Here is a 22,072-nt window from a genome sequence, read left to right as displayed (position 1 = left end):
CAAGATCATGAAAGAACCTCAACACATTCACGAAGACGTCCCCGGCGGCGTGCCGCTGAAGATGTGGACGCGTGGCGTGCCGGTGGAGGCCGAGGCCAAGCGCCAGCTCACCAATGCGGCGCGCCTGCCCATCGTCTTCAAGCACATCGCGGCCATGCCGGACGTGCACTTCGGCATCGGCGCCACCGTGGGATCGGTCATCCCGACCATCAAGGCCATCATTCCGGCGGCCGTGGGCGTGGACATTGGCTGCGGCATGATCGCCTGCAAGACCACGCTGCGCGCCGAAGACCTGCCCGACAACCTCGCCCCGCTGCGCGCGGCCATCGAACGCGCGGTGCCGCATGGCCGCGTGCCTGGCAACCGGGACCCGGGCGCCTGGCAGAAGCCGCCAGGCTCGGTGGACACGGCCTGGGGGCAGCTGGAGCCGGAGTTCAAGGAGCTGTGCCGCAGCTACCCGAAGCTGGAGAAGACCAACCATCACAAGCACCTGGGCACGCTGGGTGGCGGCAACCACTTCATCGAGGTCTGCCTCGACGAAGCCGGCGCGGTCTGGTTCATGCTGCACTCGGGTTCGCGCGGCGTGGGCAATGCCATCGGCACCATGTTCATCGAACTGGCCAAGCAGGACGCGATGCGCCATCAGGCCAATCTGCCGGACCGCGACCTGGCCTACTTCGAAGAAGGCAGCCGCTACTTCGGTGACTACGTGCGTGCCGTGAGCTGGGCTCAGAAGTTCGCTGCCACGAACCGCGAGGTCATGATGCGTCGTGTCATCGAGGCGGCCAAGACGGTTCTGCGCAAGAACTTCCAGAGCCACATCGAGGCGGTGAACTGCCACCACAACTATGTGCAGCGCGAGCAGCATTTTGGGAAGGATGTCTTCGTCACGCGCAAGGGAGCGGTGAGCGCCAAAGCTGGCCAGTTGGGCATCATCCCGGGCAGCATGGGCGCGCGCAGCTACATCGTGCGCGGCAAGGGCAATCCGGAGTCGTTCGAGTCCTGCTCGCATGGCGCTGGTCGCGTCATGAGCCGTGGCGACGCCAAGCGCAGCTTTACGCTGGCCGACCACCGCGCGGCCACGGAAGGCGTCGATTGCCGCAAGGACAAGGATGTGCTCGACGAGACGCCCGCGGCCTACAAGGACATCGATGCCGTTATGGCCGCGCAGGCCGACCTGGTCGACGTGGTACACACGCTGAAGCAGGTGGTTTGTGTGAAGGGCTGACTGGCAACCACCGCCAGCACAGGCCGCCCAGGGCCAGCGCCGCCGCCCCAGCCAGCCCCGCCAGCAAGCTAAAAAACCCCGCCGGACCCAGCGGCAACCACAGCCGGCCGACCAGGCCGGACAGCAGGTTGCCGGCAAAGGCGGCCAGGAACCAGGCGGCGATCAAGGTCGCGCCCAGGCCGGGGGGTGCCAGGCGGGCGAACAGGCTCAGGCCCACGGGCAGGATGAAGAGTTCGGCCAGCGTGTAGATGACGAAGAAGGCCAGCACCCAGGCCACGGACACCGGCCCGTCGCCGGCCGAGCTGGCGGCCGCCACCGCCGCCAGCAGCAGGTAGGCCAGGGCCACGCCTGCCGCGCCCATGGCCATCTTGCCCAGCTGCGTCGGTTCGCGGCCCCGCTGCGCCTGTCGCCGCCAATGGGCGACCAGGAAGGGCGTGAACAGGAAGACGAACAGCGGGTCCAGGGCCTGCACCCAGGTGGCCGGCAGCTGCCAGCCCAGCAGCCGCAGGTCGACCGACTGGTCCACCCACAGGGCCACGGTGTTGCCGCTCTGGGCGTAGGCACTGCGGAACAGCATCACGGCCAGGCCCACGCCCAGCAAGGGCAGCAAGGCTGCGAGCCGGATCTTGCCGCGAGGCTGCTGTTCCTCAACTCGCACGGAGGCGCTCGGCGCTCGCGGCGCGGGCAGGTAGCGCTGGCCCAGCACATAGATGGCCAGGCCCAGGCACATGCCGGTACCGGCCGCACCAAAGCCCCAATGCCAGCCGTAGACCTCGCCCAGCGTGCCGCAGACCAGCGGTGCCAGCAGGCCTCCCAGGTTCACGCCCACGTAGTAGACGTTGTAGGCACCGCCGCGTCGGGGATCGTCGTCGCCGTAGAGGTCGCCAATCTGGCTGGGAAGGCTGGGCAGGAACAGGCCGTTGCCGAGGCAGATCAGGAGCAGCCCGGTGTAGAACTGCGCCTCCCAGGCCAGGGCGAAATGGCCGATGGCCATCAGCGTACCGCCCAGCAGCACCGCGCGGCGCTGGCCCATCCAGCGGTCGGCAATGTAGCCGCCAAGTATTGGAGTCAGGTAGACGCCACCGGTGTACAGGCCGAAGATCATCGAGGCATCGGCCTGGCTGAACTGCAGCTGCTTGCTCATGTAGTAGATCAGCAGCGCGCTCATGCCGTAGTAGGAGAAGCGCTCCCAGGTCTCGGTCAGGAACAGGATGGTCAGGCCGGGCGGCTGGCCGAACCAGTTGCGGCCGGGCGAGGCGAGGGTGGCCTTCATTTGGCGCGCACCCCGCCCTTGATCACGGCGCTGGGACGCTCCAGCAGGCGGATGTCCTGCAGTGGGTCGCCGCGGACCGCCACGAAGTCGCCGAAGCGGCCGACCGCGATCGCGCCCACGTCACCCTCGCGCGCGAGCGCTTGTGCTGCGTTGCGCGTGGCGGTGCGGATCGCCTCCAGCGGCGACATTCCCCACTCGACCATCTTGGCGAACTGCAGCGCGTTCTGGCCGGCCGGGAAGACGCCGCCGTTGTCGGTGCCGAAGACCATCTTCACGCCGGCCTGGTGGGCGGCGCGGAAGCTCTGGCGCTGCTTCAGGCCGACCTCGCGCTCCTTGGCAAGCGAGGCCTCGTGCAGGCCGTTCTTCGCGCCTTCGGCGAGGATGTAGTCGTCCACATAGATGTCCATGGAGAACCAGGCGCCGCGTTCGCGGGCGAGATTGAACGAGGACTCGTCGGCCAGGCTGGCGTGTTCTATGGTGTCGACCCCGGCACGCAGCGCGTCGTTGATGCCGGCCGTGCCGTGCGCATGGGCGGCCACCTTCAGGCCCAGGCGGTGCGCTTCGTCGACGGCCGCCTTGATCTCCTCGTAGCTCATCTGCTGGGCGCCGGCGGCATCGGTGCGCGAGGTCACGCCGCCGGTGACGCACAGCTTGATCACCTCGGCGCCCAGCTTGCGCATCTTGCGCACCAGCTGGCGGAAGCCGTCGGGGCTGTCGGCCACGCCGGGCGTGGGCACGGCCGCATAGCTGGGCGGCAGGCCTTCGGTGTAGTCGCAGTGGCCGCCGGTCGCGCCCAGCGCATAGGTGGCAGGCACGATGCGCGGCCCCGGGATGTAGCCGCCCTCGATGGCCTGCTTCAGGCCCACGTCGGCATAGCCGGCCGAGCCCAGGTCGCGCACCGTGGTGAAGCCGGCTTCCAGCATGGATCTGGCATTGGCCACGCCCACCGCCACCCAGAAGGCGTCGGTGTACTCGAGGTACCGGCTGCCGTTGATGCGGGCGTCGGCGGCCAGGTGCACATGCATGTCGATCAGGCCGGGCAGCAGGCTCTGCCCTGGCAGGTCGATTCGCTTGGCGTCCCTGGGCAGACCGGTCTCGCCTTGCTTCAAAACGGCCTGGATGCGGCCGTCCACGACGACGATGGCCGGGCGCTCGACCCAGCGGCCGGACAGCACGTCCAGCATGCGGTCGGCGGTGACCACGGTGGTCTCCGCCCATGCCATCGACGCCATGGCGGTCGTGAGCACCAATGCCAACAGGCCATGCGCAGCCTGACTCGCCTTGCACTTCATCATGCAATTCGCTCCTGGGAACTAGAGGGGATGCGCGGACTGGCCGCCGCGCCGGCTGGGTCAGGACTTGGGTCGGCCGATGTGGATCTCGTCGCCTCGTACCTGCACCTCGAGCTGGAAGCCGACGCGCAGCAGCCGCGCGAAGGCATCCACGTTGTTGGCGTCGAACACGCCGCCGATCTCAATCCTGGCCACCTCGGCGTCGTCGATCACCAGCTGCTTGCGGTTGTAGCGATTGAACTCGCGCGCCGCGTCGGCGAGCGACAGCTGGTCGAACACCAGCTTGCCCTGCAACCAGTTCAGGTCGGCCTGGATCTGATGCGGCGTCTTGTGCGCCACCAGCACGCTCTCGGGCTCGGCGATGGCGGTGTCGTTGCGCGCCAGCACCGTCGGCGGTGCCGTGCCGGCCGCGACCTGGACCCGGCCTTCGGACACCTGGACCCGCACGTCGTCGCCCTGGCGCCGGACCGTGAACTTGGTGCCCAGCACGGTGATCTTGTGCTTGCCGGCATGGACGATGAAGGGATGGGCCGGGTCATGGGCGACCTCGAAATAGGCCTCGCCGCCTTCCAGCCAGACCTCGCGCGATTCGCTGGCGATCTCGGCACGGACCCGGGTGGCGGTGTTCAGCGTCATGCGCGAGCCGTCCTTCAGGGCCACGACCTCGCGGGCGCCGACCTCGGTCTGGTACTTCTGCGCTTCCGGCATCCGGGGCAGGCCGAGGACCAGCAGCAATGCGAGGGCGAAGACGCCGGGCACGGCGATGGCCCAGCGCGCACGGCCGGGGCTGGGCAGCCAGCGGCGGGGTCGGGTCGGCTCGTTGCGCTCGGCGGCAGCGCCGGCCTGCCGGTCCTTCAAGGCGACCAGCCGGTCGGCCTGGCGCCAGGCCGCGTCCAGACGCAGCCAGGCCACGCGATGGGCGGTGGATTCGGCGATCCAGCCGTCCAGCTCGGCCTGCCGCGCCGGCGTCCATTCGCCGGCCGACAGGGCGCGGTCGCGCGCCGCGATCCAGTCGGCGGCGCGTTCTTCGATGATCTGGCTGGACGTGAGCATCCTCATTTCTCTTCGCATGCAAGTCTTGACGGGCGAGGGCCTGGATTCCGGTACATGGTCGTCAATGCTCCGTTCGCTTGCGGGCACTGGCCCGGGCGCCGGCACGGCCGCCGACTTCCTGTCCCACCGCGGCCATGGCATCGGCCAGGGCCCGCACGCCCTTGGAGACCTGCCGTTCCACGGTGTCTTCGGTGATGCCCATGCGCGCCGCCACCTCGCGCTGGCTCATTTCGTCGATCTTTCTCAGCTGCACCACCATGCGGCAGCGCTCCGGCAGCTTCTCCAGCGCCGACTGCAGAAAGCGCAGGGCGCTGCGGCCCGCCGCGTGGCGTTCCGGCCCCAGCTCGTCGACCGGCTGCGGCAGCGAGTCGATCTCCGCATAGGACTCGAACGACACCACCTGGGCGCGCCGGGCCTGGTCGATCAGCAGATTGCGGGCCGTGGTCAGCACAAAGGCCTGGGTCGATTCCGGGCGGAACGTGGTGCAGGCGTCGAAGACCCGGGTGTAGACCTCCTGTCGCAGGTCGGCGATCTCGTCGGCATTGCGCCAGTTGCTGCGGAGGTAGCGCTCGATCACGCCTTCGAGAGGCAGAACCTCCCGAACGAACCAATCGCTGACATCGTCAAGCTCCACGCCCACCAACCCCTGCCGCAGCCCTGCGTCCATTGCCGAATTGGCGCGACGATACGTCGGTCGGCGGGGCGCGCACAACAGCAAATCGCGCCAACGCAAAAATAAAGAATTCGCGTACCGGAATCTTCTTTGAGCCTCGTCTTCCAGGACCCCGCAGCCATGGCCAGGCCCCTTTTTCAGCGCGTCGCAAGAAATTTGCGAATTCGATACCGGAGAACTCCGGCCACCTCGTCTTGGCTTGCATGGGCACAGTCGCCCTGATGAGGTCATCGATGAAAACCAGGCAAGGCGTTTCCAAGAAGTCCGTGTCCCGCTGGCTGCTGAGCGGGATCTGCGCGGCGGCCCTGTGTGCGGCCGCCCATGCGCAGGCGCTCAAGTTCGACATCCCGGCCGGCGACCTGAAGGCCGCGCTGGATGCCTATGCGGCCCAGTCGGGCGCGCAACTGATCTACAAGGCCGAGGACGTCAGGGGCCGCACGACCAAGGGCCTGCGCAGCGACCTGCCGCCGGCCGAGGCGCTGCGCAAGCTGCTCGAGGGCACCTCGCTGGCGGTGCGCACTGATCAGAGCGGCGCCGTCGTGCTTTTTCTCGAAGCCGGCCCCAAGGAAAGCAAAAAGACCGAGTACCTTGACGTCGTCGTCATCTCGGCCAACAAGCGTCCTCAGCGGGATGTCGCCGGCACCATCACCTCGTTCTCGGGCCATGCGCTGGAAGAGGCCGGCCTGAAGAATGCCGAGGACGTGTTCCACCGCGCGCCCGGCATCCAGATCAACAAGGGCGACCCCGACCTGTCCATGCCGACGATACGCGGCGTGGGCACGGCCACCAACGCCAACATCATCGGCCTGCAGCAGGCCACCACCGGCGTCTACATCGAGGACGTTCCGTTCACCGATCCGATCGCGGTCAATTCGACCGCCGACCTGGCGCCCTTCGACCTGGAAGGCCTGGACATCCTGCGCGGCCCGCAAGGCGCCCTGTACGGCTCCTCCTCACTGGGCGGTGCGATCCGCTACACGCTGAAGAAGCCCGACCTCAAGGCCTTTGATGCCAGCCTGCTGGCCGACCTCAGCAGCGTGTCCGGCGGCACGAGCCATTCGGTCTACGCCATGCTGAACACGCCGATCAAGACCGACGTGGCCGGCCTGCGCGCCGTGGTCTACGACCGGCGCGACGCCGGCTATATCGACAACCTCGGCACCGGTGTCAAGAACGCCAACAGCCTGCATCAGCGCGGCGGCCGGCTGATGGCCACGCTGAAGCCCGACGCCAGCCTCAAGATCGGCGGCCTCTACCTCTACCAGGAGTCCTCGATCGCCGACGGCTTCGCGGTCTCGCCCGCTCCCGATCAGCTGAGCATAGACACGCCCACGCCATCGACCCGCAAGGGCCGCTTCTCGCTGGCCCAACTGTCCATCGAAAAACAGATCGACAAGCTCACGCTGAGCAGCAGCACGGCCCAGCTCAACAAGCGCGTCTACACCTACGGCGACGTGACCAAGAGCTGGGCGGACTTCGGGACCTTCTTCGGCCTGCCGCTGCTGCCCCAGGTGACCGGGCCCGGCGAGCCGGTGAGCCGCGCCTTCTCGCAGGAGTTCCGTGTGGCCGGCACGGCCGACAAGCTGAACTTCGTCGCTGGTGTCTTCTACCAGCGCTACCAGGCCCGCTACGACGCCAAGTACCTGGCCAAGGGCGGCGCCAAGCTGTGGGGCGACGACCTGGTGCCGGGCGATGTGCTGTACACCGAGAACGACAGCAACCGGGCGGACGAGAAGGCCCTGTTCGGCGACGTCGAGTACCAGCTCACCGAGCAGCTCAGCCTCGACGTCGGCGGCCGCTTCTACCGCAACACCCAGCGCGCCTCCTACGACTCGCATCTGCTCGATGCGCTGTTCGGCGTGCTGCCGGTGATGAACGTGAACAACTCGCAGTCGGGCTTCACGCCCAAGTTCAACCTCAAGTACAAGCAGGGCAAGGCCCTGTGGTACGCCACGGCCTCCGAGGGCTACCGCTTCGGCGGCGTCAATCCGGGCGTGAACACCGAGTACAAGTCGGACTCGGTCTGGAACTACGAGACCGGCCTGCAGTACGCGCCGTCGCGCGACTTCAACCTGGACTTCGACATCTTCCGGGTCAACTGGCGCGACGCGCAGATGAACGCCCTGGTGGGTACCGGACCGACGGCGGTGAACGGCGTGGCCAACGTCGGCAAGGCCATCATCGACGGCGCCGAGCTGAAGCTGGTCTGGAAGCCCACAGCCGCCCTGACGCTGCGCACTTCGCTGGCCTACATCGACGCGCTGACCGCGCGCGACTTCACCGCTTCCAACGGCAACTTCGTGCCTTCCGGCAGCCGCCTGCCGGGCACGGCGCGCTTCCAGTCCTCGGAAGAAATCGACTACCGCTTCGACGGCCCGGGCGAGAGCAGCGGCCGGGTCTCGCTGAGCCACAGCTACATAGGCAACCGCAAGACCAACCTCGACCGGCCCGGCATGGTGGACGGCTACCAGGTCTTCGACCTGCGCGCCGGCCTGGCCTGGAACCACTACGAGCTGACGGCCTACGTCAACAACCTCGCCGACAGCCGCGGCTCCAGTGGCGGGTCCAAGGTGCGATCGCTGGGCGGCACGTACTACAACGTCTACTACCCGATCAAGCCGCGCAGCATCGGCATCAGCCTGCGTTACGACTACTGAAGCCGGCGGGGAGATCGCCATGTGCAGAGTGGGCGCATCGCTGCGGCGTGCCTTGATCGCGGGCCTGGTGATGCTGTTGCCGGGACTGGCCTGGCCGGACGCCGGCTTCAGCTTCACCAATGAGCCGGGGCCGAATGCCGTGGGGCTGAGGGTGCTGCAGCAGTACGACTTCTCGAGGTCGTATCGCAGCCGCTTCGATGCGGTCACCGGCCAGCCGGTGAGCGGCGAGCGGGCGCGGCCGGTCCAGACCCTGGTCTGGTATCCGGCTGCACCAGGGGGCCGTCCACTCCGCTATGACGACTACGTGGAGCTCAGCGCCACCGAGGAGAGTTTCGAGCCGGGTCGCGGCCGCAGCCTCGCCTTCGGCCGGCACGGGCCGGCGCTCAAGGCCGTGGCTGCCCAGGCCATGCGGGCCCGGCGTGACGCGGCGCCGGCCGCGGGCCGGTTTCCGCTGGTGGTCTATGCGCCCAGCTTCAGCGCCAGTGCCATCGAGAACGCCGACCTGTGCGAATACCTGGCCAGCCAGGGCCATGTCGTGCTGGCCAGCGCCTCGATGGGCGCCAGGACCCGGGCAATGACGGCCGACCTGGAAGGCGTCGAGGCCCAGGTCGGCGACATCGCCTTCCTGATCGCCCAGGCGCGCTCGTTGCCCCAGGTCGATGCCGAGCAGATCGCCGTGGTCGGCTTCAGCTGGGGCGGCCTGGCCAATGTGGCGGCGGCCGCGCGCGACTCGCGCATCCGAGCCCTGGTGAGCCTGGACGGCACGGTGCGCTACGACAACGAGACCCTCAGGTCCATCGCCTACCTGACGCCGGCCAAGGTCGCCGTGCCCTATCTGTTCCTGGCCTCGCGGCCGGCCTCGCTGGAGCAGATGAACACCGACAGAAAGTACTACGACCTGTCGCGCAACTTCCTCAACGAGCTGAAGTATTCGGAGCTGCTGCTCGGTTCGCTGCCCGCCCTGGCGCACCAGGACTTCTCGTCCTACCTGCTGCGGGTGCGGCCGACCGAGGCCTTCGGCGATGGCTATTCCCGCGAGGAGGCGGTCGTGGCCTATGGTTGGGTCGCCCGCTATGTGGAGCGCTTCCTGGCCGCCCACTTGAAGGCCAGTGCCGAGGCCAAGGCCTTTCTGGCCAGGGAGCCGGAGCAGAACGGCGTGCCGCGGCACTTCATGCGGCTGGAGACGCGCAAGGCCGAGGCCGTGGCGCCCACGCTGGAGAACATAGGCCTGGCGCTGAGCCGCCTCGGCTTCGAGCGGGCCGATGAGGTGATACGCGAGCTGCGCCTGGCCGAGCCGGCAACGCGGCCCGGCGAGGAGCTGCTGAACGACTGGGGCCACGAGGTGCTGTACAGCGGCCTGGCCGCGCGGGCCATCCAGGTCTTCCAGTTCGCCTTGCGCCTGCATCCGGCCAGCGCCGACCTGCTCGACGGACTGGGCGAGGCCTGGCAGGCCAGTGGCGACAAGCTGCAGGCCGAGGCGCATTACCGCAAGGCGCTGGCCCAGGATCCACGCCATGTCTTTGCGGCACGCCATCTACGAGCCCTGGCAGCCCCCTAGCCGCGAAGATGCTGCCTGCACCAACAGGGGATCCCATGCGCAAACTCATTCCTTTCGGCTTGCTACTGGCCGGCCTCGCGGCCTGTGCCTTGAATCCGCCCGCGACCGGGCCGGACCGGGCCGAGCGCCGCATCAGCGCCGACGACATGCTGCGGCACATCCAGCAGCTGGCCTCCGACGAATTCGAAGGCCGCGCGCCCGGCAGCCGCGGCGAGCAATTGACGGTGGACTACATCCGGCGCGAGTTCGAGCGCCTGGGCCTGGAACCGGCCGCAGCGGACGGCAGCTATGTGCAGGCCGTGCCCATGGTTGGCATCAACTCGACGCCTTCGCTGACGTTCAAAGTCGGTGGGCAGGAGCTGAAGCCGCTGCGCTCCATGGAGGACTACGTGGCCTGGTCCGCACGGCCGGTGGAGAAGACCCGGGTCGAAGCCTCCGAGCTGGTGTTCGTGGGCCATGGCGTGCAGGCGCCCGAATACGGCTGGGACGACTTCAAGGGCATGGACCTGCGCGGCAAGACCCTGGTGATGCTGATCAACGACCCGGCCATTCCCGATCCAGCCAATCCGTCGCGGCTGGATCCGCGGATGTTCAAGGGCAGCGAGATGACCTACTACGGCCGCTGGACCTACAAGTTCGAGACCGCGGCCCGGCTGGGCGCGGCGGCCGCGATCATCGTCCACGAGACCGGGCCGGCCGGCTATCCGTTCGACGTGGTGCGGCACAGCTGGGGCCACAAGAACCTGGGCCTGGCCGACAGCAAGGCCTTGCTGCATCCGCCGGTGTCGGCCTGGATGCAGCAGCAAAGCGTGAGCGAGCTGATGAAGGCGGCCGGCTTCGAGCTGGCGGCGCTGAAGCAGGCGGCCCTGAGCCGCGACTTCAGGCCGGTGGCCCTGGGCATCCAGGCGCGTATCGACGTCAGCAACCGGGTCGAGAAGCTGGACTCGCGCAATGTCGTGGCCCGCATCACCGGTTCCGATCCGGCGCTGCGCAACGAGGCCGTGGTCTACACCGCCCACTGGGACCACCTGGGCATCGATACCGCACTGCCCGGTCCGCGCGGCCGCCAGATCTATCACGGCGCGCTGGACAACGCGGCCGGGGTGGCCTCGCTGTTCAATATCGCCCGCGCCTTCAAGGCCTTGCCGGAACGGCCGCGGCGGACCGTGCTCTTCATCGCCACCACGGCCGAGGAGCAGGGCCTGCTCGGCGCCCAGCACTACGTGGGCCAGCCGCTGCTGCCGCTGGACAAGACCCTGCTGGCGGTCAACATCGACGTGCTCAATGCCTATGGCCGCACCCGCGACCTGCGCATCATCGGCGCCGGCAGGTCCGACGTCGACGAGCTGGTCGTCCGCGAGGCCCAGCGCCAGGGCCGCACGGCCCTGCCCGATGCCTATCCGGAGCTGGGCTCCTTCTACCGTTCCGACCAGTTCGAGTTCGCCAAGGCTGGCGTGCCGGTGCTGTTCCTGAAGGCCGGCACGCAGGTCATTGGCAAGCCCGAGGCCTATGGCGGCGAACGGCGGCACGACTACGTGAGCCACCGCTATCACAAGGTGGACGACGTGGTGGAAGAGCACTGGGACCTGTCGGGTGCCGTCGAGGACCTGCAGGTGCTGTTCCGCGTGGGACTGTCGGTGGCGAACGGCGACCGGCGTCCCCAATGGCGGCCCGATGCCGAGTTCCAGCGGCCAGGCCGCTGAGCGGCCTGGCTATTGCGTCTTTCCAAGTACCGGATCCTCCTGATGTCACGTCCGTCCTGGCCCGTCCTCGCTTTGCTAAGCCTGCTGTTCATCGCCCAGGGTGCGGCGGCCCAGGATCCCCACCTCTGGCTGGAGAAACTGAGCAGCCCCGAGGTCAGCGAATGGCGGCGCGGCGAGAACGACAAGACGGTGTCGGTGCTGGAGACGGATCCACGCTTTGCGGCCTTCCAGGCCCAGGCCCTGGCGATAGAGCAGGCGAGCGACCGTATTCCTTTCGTACGCCGACTCGACGGCGGGCTGTGGAACTTCTGGCAGGACGCAACTCATGTGCGCGGCCTGTGGCGCGTGGCTTCGCCCGCCAGCTATGACGCCGGTGGCACGCCGGCCTGGATGCCCGCGCTCGATCTCGATCAGCTCTCGGCCACTGAGCAGAAGAGCTGGACCTGGAAGGGCGCGCAATGCGAGGGCCGGCGCGAGCACCGCTGCCTGGTCTCGCTGTCCGAGGGCGGCGAGGATGCGGTCACGGTGCGCGAGTTCGACCTGCGCCAGCGCCGCTTCGTGCGCGGCGGCTTCGAATTGCCCCGGAGCCGACAGACCGTGGTCTGGGAAAGCGCCGATGCGCTGGTGCTGGCGCGCGAATGGCAGGCCGGCGAGCTGAGCAAGTCCGGCTACCCCTATGTGGTCAAGCGCCTGCCGCGTGGCCAGCCCTTGTCGGCGGCGGTGGAGGTCTTTCGCGGCAGCCCCGGCGATGCGCGCCTGCGGCTGCGCTCGCTGTCGGATGCGCAGGGCCGCCGGGTCGTGCTGATACAGCGCGGCCTCACTTTTTTCGAATGGGAAAGCCGGCTGCTGACGCCGTCCGGCACGCTCAAGCTGAACCTGCCCGCCAAGGCCAGCGTGCTCGAACTGTTCGACGGGCAGCTGATCGTCCGGCTGGACGAGGCCTGGTCGGCCGCGGGGGCTCAATTCAAGGCGGGCACCCTGGTGGCCGTCGATCTGGCCCAGGCGCTGACGGCGCCCGAGCGGCTGCGTCCGGTGCTGGTCTTCGCCCCGACTGCCCAGCAGACCCTGCAAGGCGTTGCCGGCACCAAGAGCGGCCTCTTGCTCACGCTGTTGGACAAGGTGCGGGGACGCGCGAACCTGCTCAAGCGCGAGCGCGACGGCCGTTGGACCAGTCATCCGATCGCGCTGCCCGAGGACACGACGGTGGAGATCAGCGAGGCCTCGCCGAACTCGGCCACGGCCTATCTCAGCGTGGCCGGCTATCTGCAGCCGCCGAGCCAGTGGCGCGTGGACGGTAGCGATCCGGCGCGCGCCCGGTTGTTGCGCTCGCTGCCGGCCCGCTTCGATGCCTCGCGGCTGCAAGTTCAGCAGTTCGAGGTCGAGTCGAGCGACGGCACGCTCATTCCCTACACCGTGGTCCATGCCAAGGACATGCGGCTGGACGGCAGCAATGCCACGCTGCTGCATGCCTACGGCGGCTTCGCGGTCTCCAAGTCGCCCAGCTACAGCGGCACGCTGGGCAAGCTGTGGCTGGAACGCGGCGGGGTCTACGTGGTGGCCAACATCCGCGGCGGCGGCGAATTCGGCCCGCGCTGGCACGAGGCCGGCTTGAAGACGAAGCGCCAGCAGGTCTACGACGACTTCATCGCCGTGGGCCGCGACCTGATCGCCCGAGGCATCACGAGCCCGCGCCGCCTGGGCATCACCGGCGGCTCCAACGGCGGCCTGCTGATGGGCGTGGCCATGACTCAGCATCCGGAGCTCTGGAACGCGGTCGAGATCGCCGTGCCCCTGCTGGACATGCTGCGCTACGAGCAGATCGCCGCGGGCTCGCTGTGGGTCGGCGAATACGGCTCGGTCGCGAATGCCGACGAGCGCGAGTTCCTGGCCCGCATCTCGCCCTACGCCAATCTGCGCCGCGACCGGACCTATCCGCAGGCCTTCGTCTGGACCACCAGCAAGGACGACCGCGTCGGGCCGCAGCATGCGCGCAAGTTCGCGGCCCGGCTGGCCGAATACGGCATCCCCCATCTGTTCTACGAATTCACCGAGGGCGGCCACAGCGCCGACACCAACCTGCAGGAACTCGCCCGCAGCCTGGCCCAGGAATACGTGTACTTCACGCGCCAGCTGATGGACCGTTGAACGGCCGCCTCTCTCCACCCCTTCGATTCGCCCATGAGCTCTCTCCTCATTGAGATGGACTGCCAGGTCCATTCGCCCCGGCTGCTGGAGCCGGTCCGCATCGCCGGCCATACCTTCTACGAGATTCCCTGCCTGCAAGTGCAGCTGAGCAGCGGTCCGCACCGCGGCCGCGGCGAGGCGGCGGGCGTGTTCTATCTGCAGGACGATCCGGCCCGCATGCCGGCCCAGCTGGAGGCGGTGCGCGGCGCCCTGCGCGAAGGCCTGGGCCGCGATGCCTTGAGGCTGGGCATGCCGGCCGGCGGCGCGCGCAATGCCCTGGACTGCGCGCTGTGGGAGTTGGAGGCGCGGCGCACGGGCCGGCCGATCTGGCAACTGGCCGGCCTCAACCCGCCGCGGCCGCTGCGCACGGTCTTCACTTTGAGTGCCCATGAGCCGGCCGAGATGGCGGCGCGCGCGCTGCGCGGCCTGCATGGCCAGGCCCAGGCGCTCAAGCTCAAGCTGACCGGCAATACCGACGTGGACATCGAGCGGCTGCGCGCCGTGCGGCGAGTTCGGCCCGAGGTCTGGATGGGCGTCGATGCCAACCAGGGCTACACGCCCGCCAGCATCGAGGCCTTGCTGCCGGTGCTGGTCGACTGCCGGGTACGGCTGCTGGAGCAGCCCTTCGCGCGCGGCCACGAGCAGGACATGGCCCAGGTCGACTTCCCGCTGCCCACGGCCGCCGACGAAAGCTGCCTGGACCTGATGGAGCTGGAAACGCTGCCGGGCCGCTTCGACCTGGTCAACATCAAGCTCGACAAATGCGGCGGCCTGACCGAGGCCCTGATGATGGCCCGCCGCGCCCGCCAGCTGGGCCTGCAGGTGATGGTGGGCAATATGGGCGGCAGCAGCCTCGCCGCGGCGCCGGCCTTCCTGCTGGGCCAGCTGTGCGACGTGGTCGACCTGGACGGCCCGACCGTGTTGGCTCAGGACTGCAGCCCCGGCGTGCGCTACGAGGGCGGCTTGGTGCATTGCCCGAGCGAAGTCTGGGGCTGAGGGGGCTCGTCCAGGGCGCGACAAACCCGGGTCGCGCGAGCGGGGCTTCTCGGTTAGGGTGGTGGCTCGTGTGCGCAAGCCCTGCGCCGCATGACCGTCGAGCATGGATCGCATCCACCACGCCCCGAGCTACTACGCCGCGACCGGCCTCGACCAGCCCGAACGCCGGCCGCTGCAAGGCAGCAGCACGGCCGATGTCTGCATCATCGGCGCCGGCTACACCGGCCTGAACGCGGGCATCGCGCTGGCGCGGCGCGGCTACCGAGTGATCGTGCTCGAAGCCGCGCGCGTGGGCTGGGGCGCCTCAGGCCGCAACGGCGGCCAGATCGTGCACAGCTATTCGCGCGACATCGACACCATCGCCGCCCGCCATGGCGAGGCCGTGGCCGCGCCGCTCGGCGCCATGGCCTTCGAAGGTGCCAAGGTCCTGCGCTGCAACGTGCAGGACTTCGGCATTGCCTGCCATCTGCAGGACGGCGGCATCTTCGCCGCGTTGACCGACAAACAGGCCCGCCAGCTGGAACACCACAAGGCGCTGTGGGAAAGCCTCGGCCACCCGGGCCTCGACATCGTCAGCGGCAGCGACGCACGGCAACTCGTCGACAGCGCGCGCTACAAGGCCTTGCTGGTCGATCCGACCGGCGGCCATTTCCATCCGCTGCGACTGGCCCAGGGCGAGGCGGCGGCGCTGGAATCGCTGGGCGGCCTCATCCACGAACAGAGCCGCGTGCTGCGCATAGAGCGCGGCGCGCAGCCGGTGGTCCACACGGAAGCGGGCAGGGTGCAGGCGCGCTTCGTGCTCGTGGCCTGCAATGCCTACATCGGCGACCTGGAGCCGGCGCTGCTCGGCCGCACCATGCCCTGCGGTACCCAGGTCATCGCGACCGAGCCGCTGGGGGAGCGCGCACTCGATCTGCTGCCGCAGAAGCACTGCGTCGAGGACTGCAACTACCTGCTGGACTACTTCCGCCTTTCGGCCGATGGCCGGCTGCTCTATGGCGGCGGCGTGATCTACGGCGCCCGCGAGATCGAGAAGATCACCGAGGTCATACGCCCCAAGCTGCTCAAGACCTTCCCGCAATTGCAGGGCGTCAGGATCGACTACGCCTGGACCGGCAACTTCCAGCTGACCTTGAGCCGCCTGCCCGACGTGGGCCGCCTGAGCGACAACATCTACTACTCGCAAGGTTGTTCCGGCCATGGCGTGACCTTCACCCACCTGATTGGCACGGTGCTGGCCGAGGCCATAGACGGCCAGGCGACGCGCTTCGACGCGTTTGCTCGCCTGCCGCATCTGCCCTTCCCGGGCGGCCGCATGCTGCGCGTGCCGCTCACGGCGCTGGCCGCCTGGTACTACCAGCTGCGCGACAGCCTGGGCTTCTGAGAAAGGGCTGCAAGGAGCTGGCGAGAATGGCGGCTTCGTCCGTCCAACCCGTCGCACCGCCATGACCCAGTTCCACCGATTCACGATCAGCCTGCTGCTGGCCTGCGCCGGCTCCGCTGCCGGGGCCCAGGCCACGCCCGACCTGGCCGCGCTGCGCAAGCTGATAGACGGCAACCGCTTCGTCGAGGCCAAGGTCCTGATGCAGCCCTTGCTGGTCAAGGACCAGGCCAGCACGGCCGAGCGCGAGCTGGTTTACGACTGGCTGGTGCTGAGCGACGACCTGCAGGCGCTGGACCGGCTCAGCCAGCAGCGCCTGGCCGGCGGGGCCGAGGCCATAGACCACATCGCGGCCGGCCGGCTCGCGGTGGAGCGCAAGGACTTCGAGGCGGCGAAGCGGCAGTTCCTGCGGGCGCGCGAGCTGTCGGCTGCATCGGCGCCGCTGGATGCCCGCGCGCTGCGGGGCCTGGCGGCCGTGGCCTACCAGCAGCGCCAGTACGAGGCTTCGCTCAAGCATCTGCAGGAAGCCCGGGGCAAGGACGCGACGCCCGACCTGCTGATGGCGCTGAACGAGACCCTGATCCGGCTGGGCCGGACCAATGAGGCGGTGGCCGCGGCCGACGAGGCCTTCCGCCTCAACCCGGACCATGAGCAGGCCAACTACCAGCTGGGCAACGGCTACACCCGCACCAACTACACCGACCTGGCCAAGCGCTGCGGTGCCGGCTTCGGCCAGGCGCAAGCCCTGACGCGCACGGCCTCGGATGCCTTCGAGCAGCAGGCGCTGGACCAGGCGAAGCAAGCGGCCCATGCAGCACTCGCGGCCTGCACCGGCTATGGCCGGGCCCATGCGGTGCTGGCCAAGGTGGCCGAGTTCCAGCGCCTGGCGGTCGATGTGCACAAGGACGCCGAGGAGCGGCGCTTCCAGGCCCTGGCCATGCCGCAGATTCCCGGCATCGAGCGCTATGTGCTGAACTGGGCCCAGCTGTCGGAGCGCCACAAGAAGCGTGTGGCCCTGTCGATCGCGCCCTGGAAGGCCTATGTGCCGGTGCTGGTGGCCGGCGGCGCCTCGCACTTCATCAAGCCGCTCTACATGCGGCTGTCGGAAACGCCGGGCGTGCAGCTGCTCAAGGACAGGCGCATCGACTACGACTCGCGGCTGTGGGACGACGTGCGCGGCGTCGGCGGCCATGCCACGGTGACCGGCATCGAGGACGTGGAGCGCTCGGTCTACGGCCGCTACAACACCGTGCTGCATGAGCTGAGCCACCAGGTCCATGGGGTGCTCGGCACGGCCGACAAGAAGCAGATCCAGGAGCTCTATGCCCAGGCCAAGGCGCGCGACGCGCAATCGGGCCAGGCCTTCCTGTCGCGCTATGCGGGCGGTTCGGAATGGGAGTATTTCGCCGAGGGCGCGAACTCGCAGGACACGCCGCGCCGTGATGCCTACGACTTCCGCGAGATCGTGCGCGAGCGGCTGATCGACAAGGACTTGCCGCTGCAGGCCCTGGTGCTGAAGCTCGAAGCCGCCACCGATGTCAGCGCCAGCCTGGCCGCCTCGCTGGTCAACGCGGCCTACAAGCATGTGTCGGCCGGCGAGCTGCCGCAGGTCTTTGCCAAGCTGGACGAGGCGCTGAAGGCCAGCCCCAAGGACGAACAGGTCTGGTCGGCTCGACTCCATGCCTTCGGACTCAAGGGCGACCGCAAGGGCGTCGAGGCTGCCGGCAAGCGTGCGCTGGCCTTGTTCCCGAACAGCGGATCGCTGCGTAGCAGCTATGTCGATGCGCTGTGGCACAGCGGCGCGGCGCTGGCGCCGCAGCTTGCATCGCTGGAAACGATGAGGGCCCGGCTGGACGCGGCAGATCGCTTCGACCTGGACAACGAGCTGGGCCGCTATGCCTTGCACCTGGGTCGCGCGCCTCGGGCGCTGGCAGCCTTCGACGCGGCCCTGGCCTACCAGGCCGGCAGTCCCGAGGCCCTGTGGGGCCGCGCCTCGGCCCTGGCCCTGGAGCGCCGCTGGGACGAGGCGGTCGAGACCTATGAGAAGGCGATCAAGATCCGCACCGGCACGCTGGCGCTGCGCCTGGACTTCGTCCGCGACCTCTTGATCGCCGGGCGCACCGAGCGGGCGCGGCGCGAGCTGGAGGAAGCGGCCACGCTGGGCCCGGCCGACGCCCAGTTGCTGGCCCTGCGCGGCTGGCTGGCCTTGCTGGACCAGCAGCCTGACCGCGCGCTGGAACTCACCGCCACCGCACTTGAGAAAGCGCCCTGGTGCGACACCGCCGTGCTGGTCAAGGCGACGGCGCTGCGGCTCAAGGCAAGCCGTGACGAGGCTCGCGAGTCCGTGCAACTGATGGCCGCACTGAACAAGCGCCTGGTGCCGGGCGCCAGCCCACGCCATGTCTACCGGGCCGACAGCTCCAGCTGGACCTCGGTGAACCTGGCTTCGGAAACCTGGCGGCGCAGCCTGGCCAGTCTGCAGGCCCTGAAGCCTTGATCTGGATCCAGAAACATCCCCCCGAGGCAGGGGGGAGGATGACCTGACCCCCCTAAGTCGAAGTCCGTTTTGCGATCTGCCCCCGGGCCCGGTGGGTTGCTACAAATCGTGACGCGGCTCAAGAATGGCCCCCAGGCTTCGACGGGCGATTGACGCACTCAACGGGGCCAAGGCGCGGTGGCTCAGGCGATGGCAAGTCCAACGTCCGCTGCCGACAAGGCCCCTCGGGGCCCAGGCACTAGGTTGGAGGGCAGTCATGGACCGCCAATTTCTCCTCCGTCGCGGCGCTCGCAAGCCCTTGGTGGCATTGGTAGCCGCTTTCGTGACCGCCCTTGCCCTGGCGGGCAATCCGGTGTTCAGCGGCCCGTCGGTCGGCAAGGCCTCGACGGCGGCCGAATTCAAGGGCTCGGGCTTCGCCGCCAATGCCTCGGTGCTGGTGATGGTCAAGTCGCCGGACGGCAACTCGGCCGGCTATTCGGCGGTGACCGATGCGAGCGGCGAGTTCCGCTTCACGCTGACGCCGTCGCAATCCGGCGTCTACACCTTGACCGTCGCCAACAGCGGCGGCCAGTCGCTGGCGTCGGCTACGGTGTCCATCCTGTCCTGAACGCCGTACCGCCATGGGACACCGAACTCTTGCTGCCTGTCGGGGTGGCTGCATCCGAGTCGCGCTGGTTCTGGGGCTCGCGGGCTTGGGCGGCATTGCGGTCGGCAGTGGCGGCAAGGCTGAGGGCGACGATCTGCTGTTCATGTCGAACCGAAGCGAGAACCGCTTCGAGTACTACCGCATGTCGGCCGACGGACGCAACGTGCGCCGCGTGTTGGCCGAACGCCGTGAGGTCGAGAGCATGCGCTGGTCCCCTGACGGTGCCAGCGTCCTCTATGCAGCGGCGCGGCCGGGCGAGCACCAGAATCTGTACCTGACCTCGACGCTGGATGGCAAGACCCGCCAACTGACCCACGACAAGATGCCCTGCATGGACGCCGTCTGGGCTCCGGACGGCAAGAGCATTGCGTTTGTCTCGCTGCGTGGCGGAGTCCGGCGAATCTATCTGCTGGACCTGGTCGACGGTCGCGAGCGTCGTCTCACGCAGTCCGAGCGCGACGACGAATTCGGGCCGCGCTTTTCGCCGGACGGTCGGAGCGTTGCCTATCTGGCGGCCACCGACAAGCTGGCCGCCCGGGTGGCCGTCGCGGACGTCGCCGCCGGCAAGGGTGGACTGGTCAGCCAGGTCACGGAGCGCAGCATCGAGACCCAGCCCGCCTGGTCTCCGGATGGCACGAGGTTGCTGTTCAGCACCAAGAAGGGTGAGGGCAGCCAGCTGGTGCTGATGCAGGCGGACGGCTCAGCTCGCAAGGCGCTGACAACCACCGAGGCGCGCAACAGCCAGGCGCAATGGTCGCCGGACGGATCGCAGATCCTGTTTCTTTCCGTGCCAGGCAACTCGGCGCGCCAATCCCTGTTCCTGATGAACGCGGATGGCACGGGGGTGCGCAAGCTGCATGGCGGCAGCAACGACGTGATGGACGCCGCCTGGTCGAGCGATGGCCGCAGCGTCTATTTCGTCGAGCACCTGCCGACCGGTGGGCAGGTGTTCGGGCTGGACCTGTCTGGCGGCGAGCCCAGGCGCCTGTCCGGCGGTGAAGGTTTTGACGTCAACGTTCAGGTCTGTTGCAGCAAACCGCCCGCACGGCTGCTCAGTTCGCGCTGAGCATCGGCCGGCAACGGATTCGAACCCTTTCCGATCCTCGCCTTTCCTTTGGAGGACTCCATGAACCCATCTGTCCACACCCGCCGCCCGGCACCCAGGCTGGCCGGTCTTGTCCTTGCCATGAGCAGCCTGCTTGCCTCAACGGCGCTGGCAGGCGGCCGGACCTATACCTTCGACGCCGATTTCTCGCTGGGTCTGCTCGAGAACCTGAACTACACCTCGGTCCACAACCAGCTGCAGGTCAACCTGATCGGCGTGGGATCCAAGTACATCTTCGTTGCCAATCACAACGAGGACTCGGTCTCGAAGTTCGACACCACGGATCAGCTCGGTGGCGGCGGCGTGATCGTGGCGCCGGGCAAGGAAGTGGCGCGCTACAAGACCTTTGCCAGTCCGATCGGTGGCAGCAACGGCGGCCATCCCTCGCGCATCGCGATCGACGTGGACGGCAACGCGTATGTGCTGAACCGGATGGATGGCTATGGCACGCCTCCGTACCTGATCAAGGTGCTGGTCGATACCGCGATCGACCGCAACGGCAACGGCCTGATCGACTCTTCGGGCGAGACGAATGGCACGGCGGGCATCCAGCCTGCAGAGATGATGCCGTTGGCAGGCAATACCAATGCAAGCCTGATGGATGAGCGCGTGGCCTGGATCCAGCCCATCGGTTCCGACACCTCGTTCGGTCGCTCGATCTGCATTGCGCCTGACGGCAAGCTCTGGGTCGGCATCTGGAATCAGGCGCGCTACTACCGGGTCGACCCGGCAACCGGCGCCACCTTGCCGATTCCCGGCAGCAATGCGCCCTACGTGCAACTGAGCAACTGGAATCCCTACGGTTGCACCGTTGACAAGAACGGCATGCTTTGGAGCGCGACCCTGTACAGCAACCTGGGCGTGGTCAACACCAACACCGGCACCTCGACGGTCGTCGGAAATCCCTACAGCGGCTACAACTACGGCATCGCCCAGGGCAACTCCAAGGTCTATCAGGCTCCCTACGCGGGTGGCTATGGCTGGGCCGCCTACAACCCGGCTGCCGGCACCTGGACACGCTCGCCGGACAGCTATTCCGGCGCCGGTATCGCCATCGATGGCGAGGGCAACATCCTGTCGACCGACTATTCCAACATTCGCAAGTACAACGGGGCGACCGGTGCGCTGATGTGGGCAAAGTTCGAAGGGGGCACCACCTATGGCGTGATGGTTGATGGCAACAACGACGTCTGGGTGATGAACACCGGCACGAACCGGACCACCAAATACCGCAGTGCCGATGGTGCCTTGGTCGGCTTCCTGCCGACCGGTGCCTTCCCCTATGTGTACACCGACGGATCCGGCCTCACGACCAAGAACAACACGGTGAACAAGCTCGGCACCTGGACCGTGGTCCATGACGGCGGTGCCGCCGGTTCGGCCTGGGGCAAGATCAACTGGACCGAGTCGGTGCCGACCGGTGCCAGCATCGAGGTGCAGGCGCGGGCATCGGACAACGCGGCCACGCTGGACCTGCAGGCCTATGTGCCGGTGGCCAACAACGGCAACTTCATGGGCACCGGCCGCTACATCCAGGTGCGCACCCGGCTGCAGATGAATGCCGGCAACGAGTCTCCCATCCTGTACGACCTGACGATCAACGGGGCGATGACGGTCTGCGATGTGGACGCCAATGGCTCGATCGACCTCAATGACATCAACCTGATACGCGCCGCCATCGGCATGACGCCCACGGCCAACGATCCGCGCGAAGCCACGGGCGACGGCAAGATCACGATCAACGACGTTCGCGCCTGCACGCTCAAGTGCACCCGCGCCTCCTGCGCCGTTCCGCCGCCGGTGAACTGAGGCCTGGCTTGCCAGCA

15 protein-coding genes are annotated in these 22,072 nt (G+C 68.1%); 11 read left to right on the top strand and 4 right to left on the bottom strand.

Translation table 11 applies throughout. The features are described 5' to 3' along the window. The first annotated feature begins 7 nt into the window (after positions 1-7). Positions 8-1,228, top strand: a complete 1,221-nt coding sequence (locus QT382_RS11255; RefSeq protein WP_289254129.1) for an RtcB family protein — start codon at positions 8-10, stop codon at positions 1,226-1,228. Here the strand turns inward: QT382_RS11255 and QT382_RS11250 are convergent. From QT382_RS11250 to QT382_RS11235, 4 genes are all read right to left on the bottom strand, one after another. After that, the gene (locus tag QT382_RS11250; RefSeq protein WP_289254128.1) at positions 1,158-2,501 is read right to left on the bottom strand and encodes a peptide MFS transporter; all 1,344 of its coding nucleotides are present in this window, start codon (positions 2,499-2,501) and stop codon (positions 1,158-1,160) included. The two genes, QT382_RS11255 and QT382_RS11250, sit on opposite strands and share 71 nt — an antisense overlap. Next, positions 2,498-3,796: a Xaa-Pro dipeptidase gene (locus QT382_RS11245; RefSeq protein WP_289254127.1), complete on the bottom strand. Its 1,299-nt coding sequence runs from the start codon at positions 3,794-3,796 to the stop codon at positions 2,498-2,500. The genes QT382_RS11250 and QT382_RS11245 overlap by 4 nt, the downstream gene beginning before the upstream one ends. A gap of 57 nt (positions 3,797-3,853) precedes the next feature. Further along, positions 3,854-4,846, bottom strand: coding sequence for a FecR family protein (locus QT382_RS11240; protein WP_289254126.1), 993 nt, complete (start codon positions 4,844-4,846; stop codon positions 3,854-3,856). Between the two features lie 61 nt (positions 4,847-4,907). After that, positions 4,908-5,513, bottom strand: coding sequence for an RNA polymerase sigma factor (locus QT382_RS11235; RefSeq protein WP_289254125.1), 606 nt, complete (start codon positions 5,511-5,513; stop codon positions 4,908-4,910). 239 nt (positions 5,514-5,752) lie between these two features. On the opposite strand from QT382_RS11235, the gene QT382_RS11230 reads away from it, so the two are divergent. From QT382_RS11230 to QT382_RS11185, 10 genes are all read left to right on the top strand, one after another. Then, the gene (locus tag QT382_RS11230; protein ID WP_289254124.1) at positions 5,753-8,176 is read left to right on the top strand and encodes a TonB-dependent receptor; all 2,424 of its coding nucleotides are present in this window, start codon (positions 5,753-5,755) and stop codon (positions 8,174-8,176) included. A 19-nt stretch (positions 8,177-8,195) separates the two neighbouring features. Further along, on the top strand, positions 8,196-9,734 hold the full coding sequence (locus tag QT382_RS11225; protein ID WP_289254123.1) for a dienelactone hydrolase family protein: 1,539 nt from the start codon (positions 8,196-8,198) through the stop codon (positions 9,732-9,734). A 35-nt stretch (positions 9,735-9,769) separates the two neighbouring features. Further along, positions 9,770-11,437 (top strand): M28 family peptidase, encoded by a 1,668-nt coding sequence (locus QT382_RS11220; RefSeq protein WP_289254122.1) that lies wholly within the window; start codon positions 9,770-9,772, stop codon positions 11,435-11,437. A 42-nt stretch (positions 11,438-11,479) separates the two neighbouring features. Continuing rightward, complete coding sequence (locus QT382_RS11215; protein ID WP_289254121.1) at positions 11,480-13,582, top strand: prolyl oligopeptidase family serine peptidase; 2,103 nt, start codon at positions 11,480-11,482, stop codon at positions 13,580-13,582. 33 nt (positions 13,583-13,615) lie between these two features. After that, positions 13,616-14,617 (top strand): dipeptide epimerase, encoded by a 1,002-nt coding sequence (locus tag QT382_RS11210; protein ID WP_289254120.1) that lies wholly within the window; start codon positions 13,616-13,618, stop codon positions 14,615-14,617. Between the two features lie 103 nt (positions 14,618-14,720). Continuing rightward, the gene (locus tag QT382_RS11205) at positions 14,721-16,001 is read left to right on the top strand and encodes an NAD(P)/FAD-dependent oxidoreductase (protein WP_289254119.1); all 1,281 of its coding nucleotides are present in this window, start codon (positions 14,721-14,723) and stop codon (positions 15,999-16,001) included. A 61-nt stretch (positions 16,002-16,062) separates the two neighbouring features. Beyond that, positions 16,063-18,495, top strand: coding sequence for a tetratricopeptide repeat protein (locus QT382_RS11200; protein ID WP_289254118.1), 2,433 nt, complete (start codon positions 16,063-16,065; stop codon positions 18,493-18,495). Between the two features lie 322 nt (positions 18,496-18,817). Beyond that, positions 18,818-19,102 carry an Ig-like domain-containing protein gene (locus QT382_RS11195; RefSeq protein ID WP_289254117.1) on the top strand — a complete coding sequence of 95 codons (285 nt, stop codon included), beginning with the start codon at positions 18,818-18,820 and terminating at the stop codon, positions 19,100-19,102. Between the two features lie 13 nt (positions 19,103-19,115). After that, positions 19,116-20,207: a beta-propeller domain-containing protein gene (locus QT382_RS11190; protein ID WP_289254116.1), complete on the top strand. Its 1,092-nt coding sequence runs from the start codon at positions 19,116-19,118 to the stop codon at positions 20,205-20,207. A 120-nt stretch (positions 20,208-20,327) separates the two neighbouring features. Next, complete coding sequence (locus tag QT382_RS11185; RefSeq protein ID WP_289254115.1) at positions 20,328-22,055, top strand: Vgb family protein; 1,728 nt, start codon at positions 20,328-20,330, stop codon at positions 22,053-22,055. The last annotated feature ends 17 nt before the right edge of the window (positions 22,056-22,072 follow it).

It is taken from the genome of Pelomonas sp. SE-A7 (genome assembly GCF_030345705.1).
Lineage (GTDB): Bacteria > Pseudomonadota > Gammaproteobacteria > Burkholderiales > Burkholderiaceae_C > JAUASW01.
The sequence above is the reverse complement of the archived record's forward strand: the minus strand, read 5'-3'. Positions and strand labels throughout refer to the sequence as shown.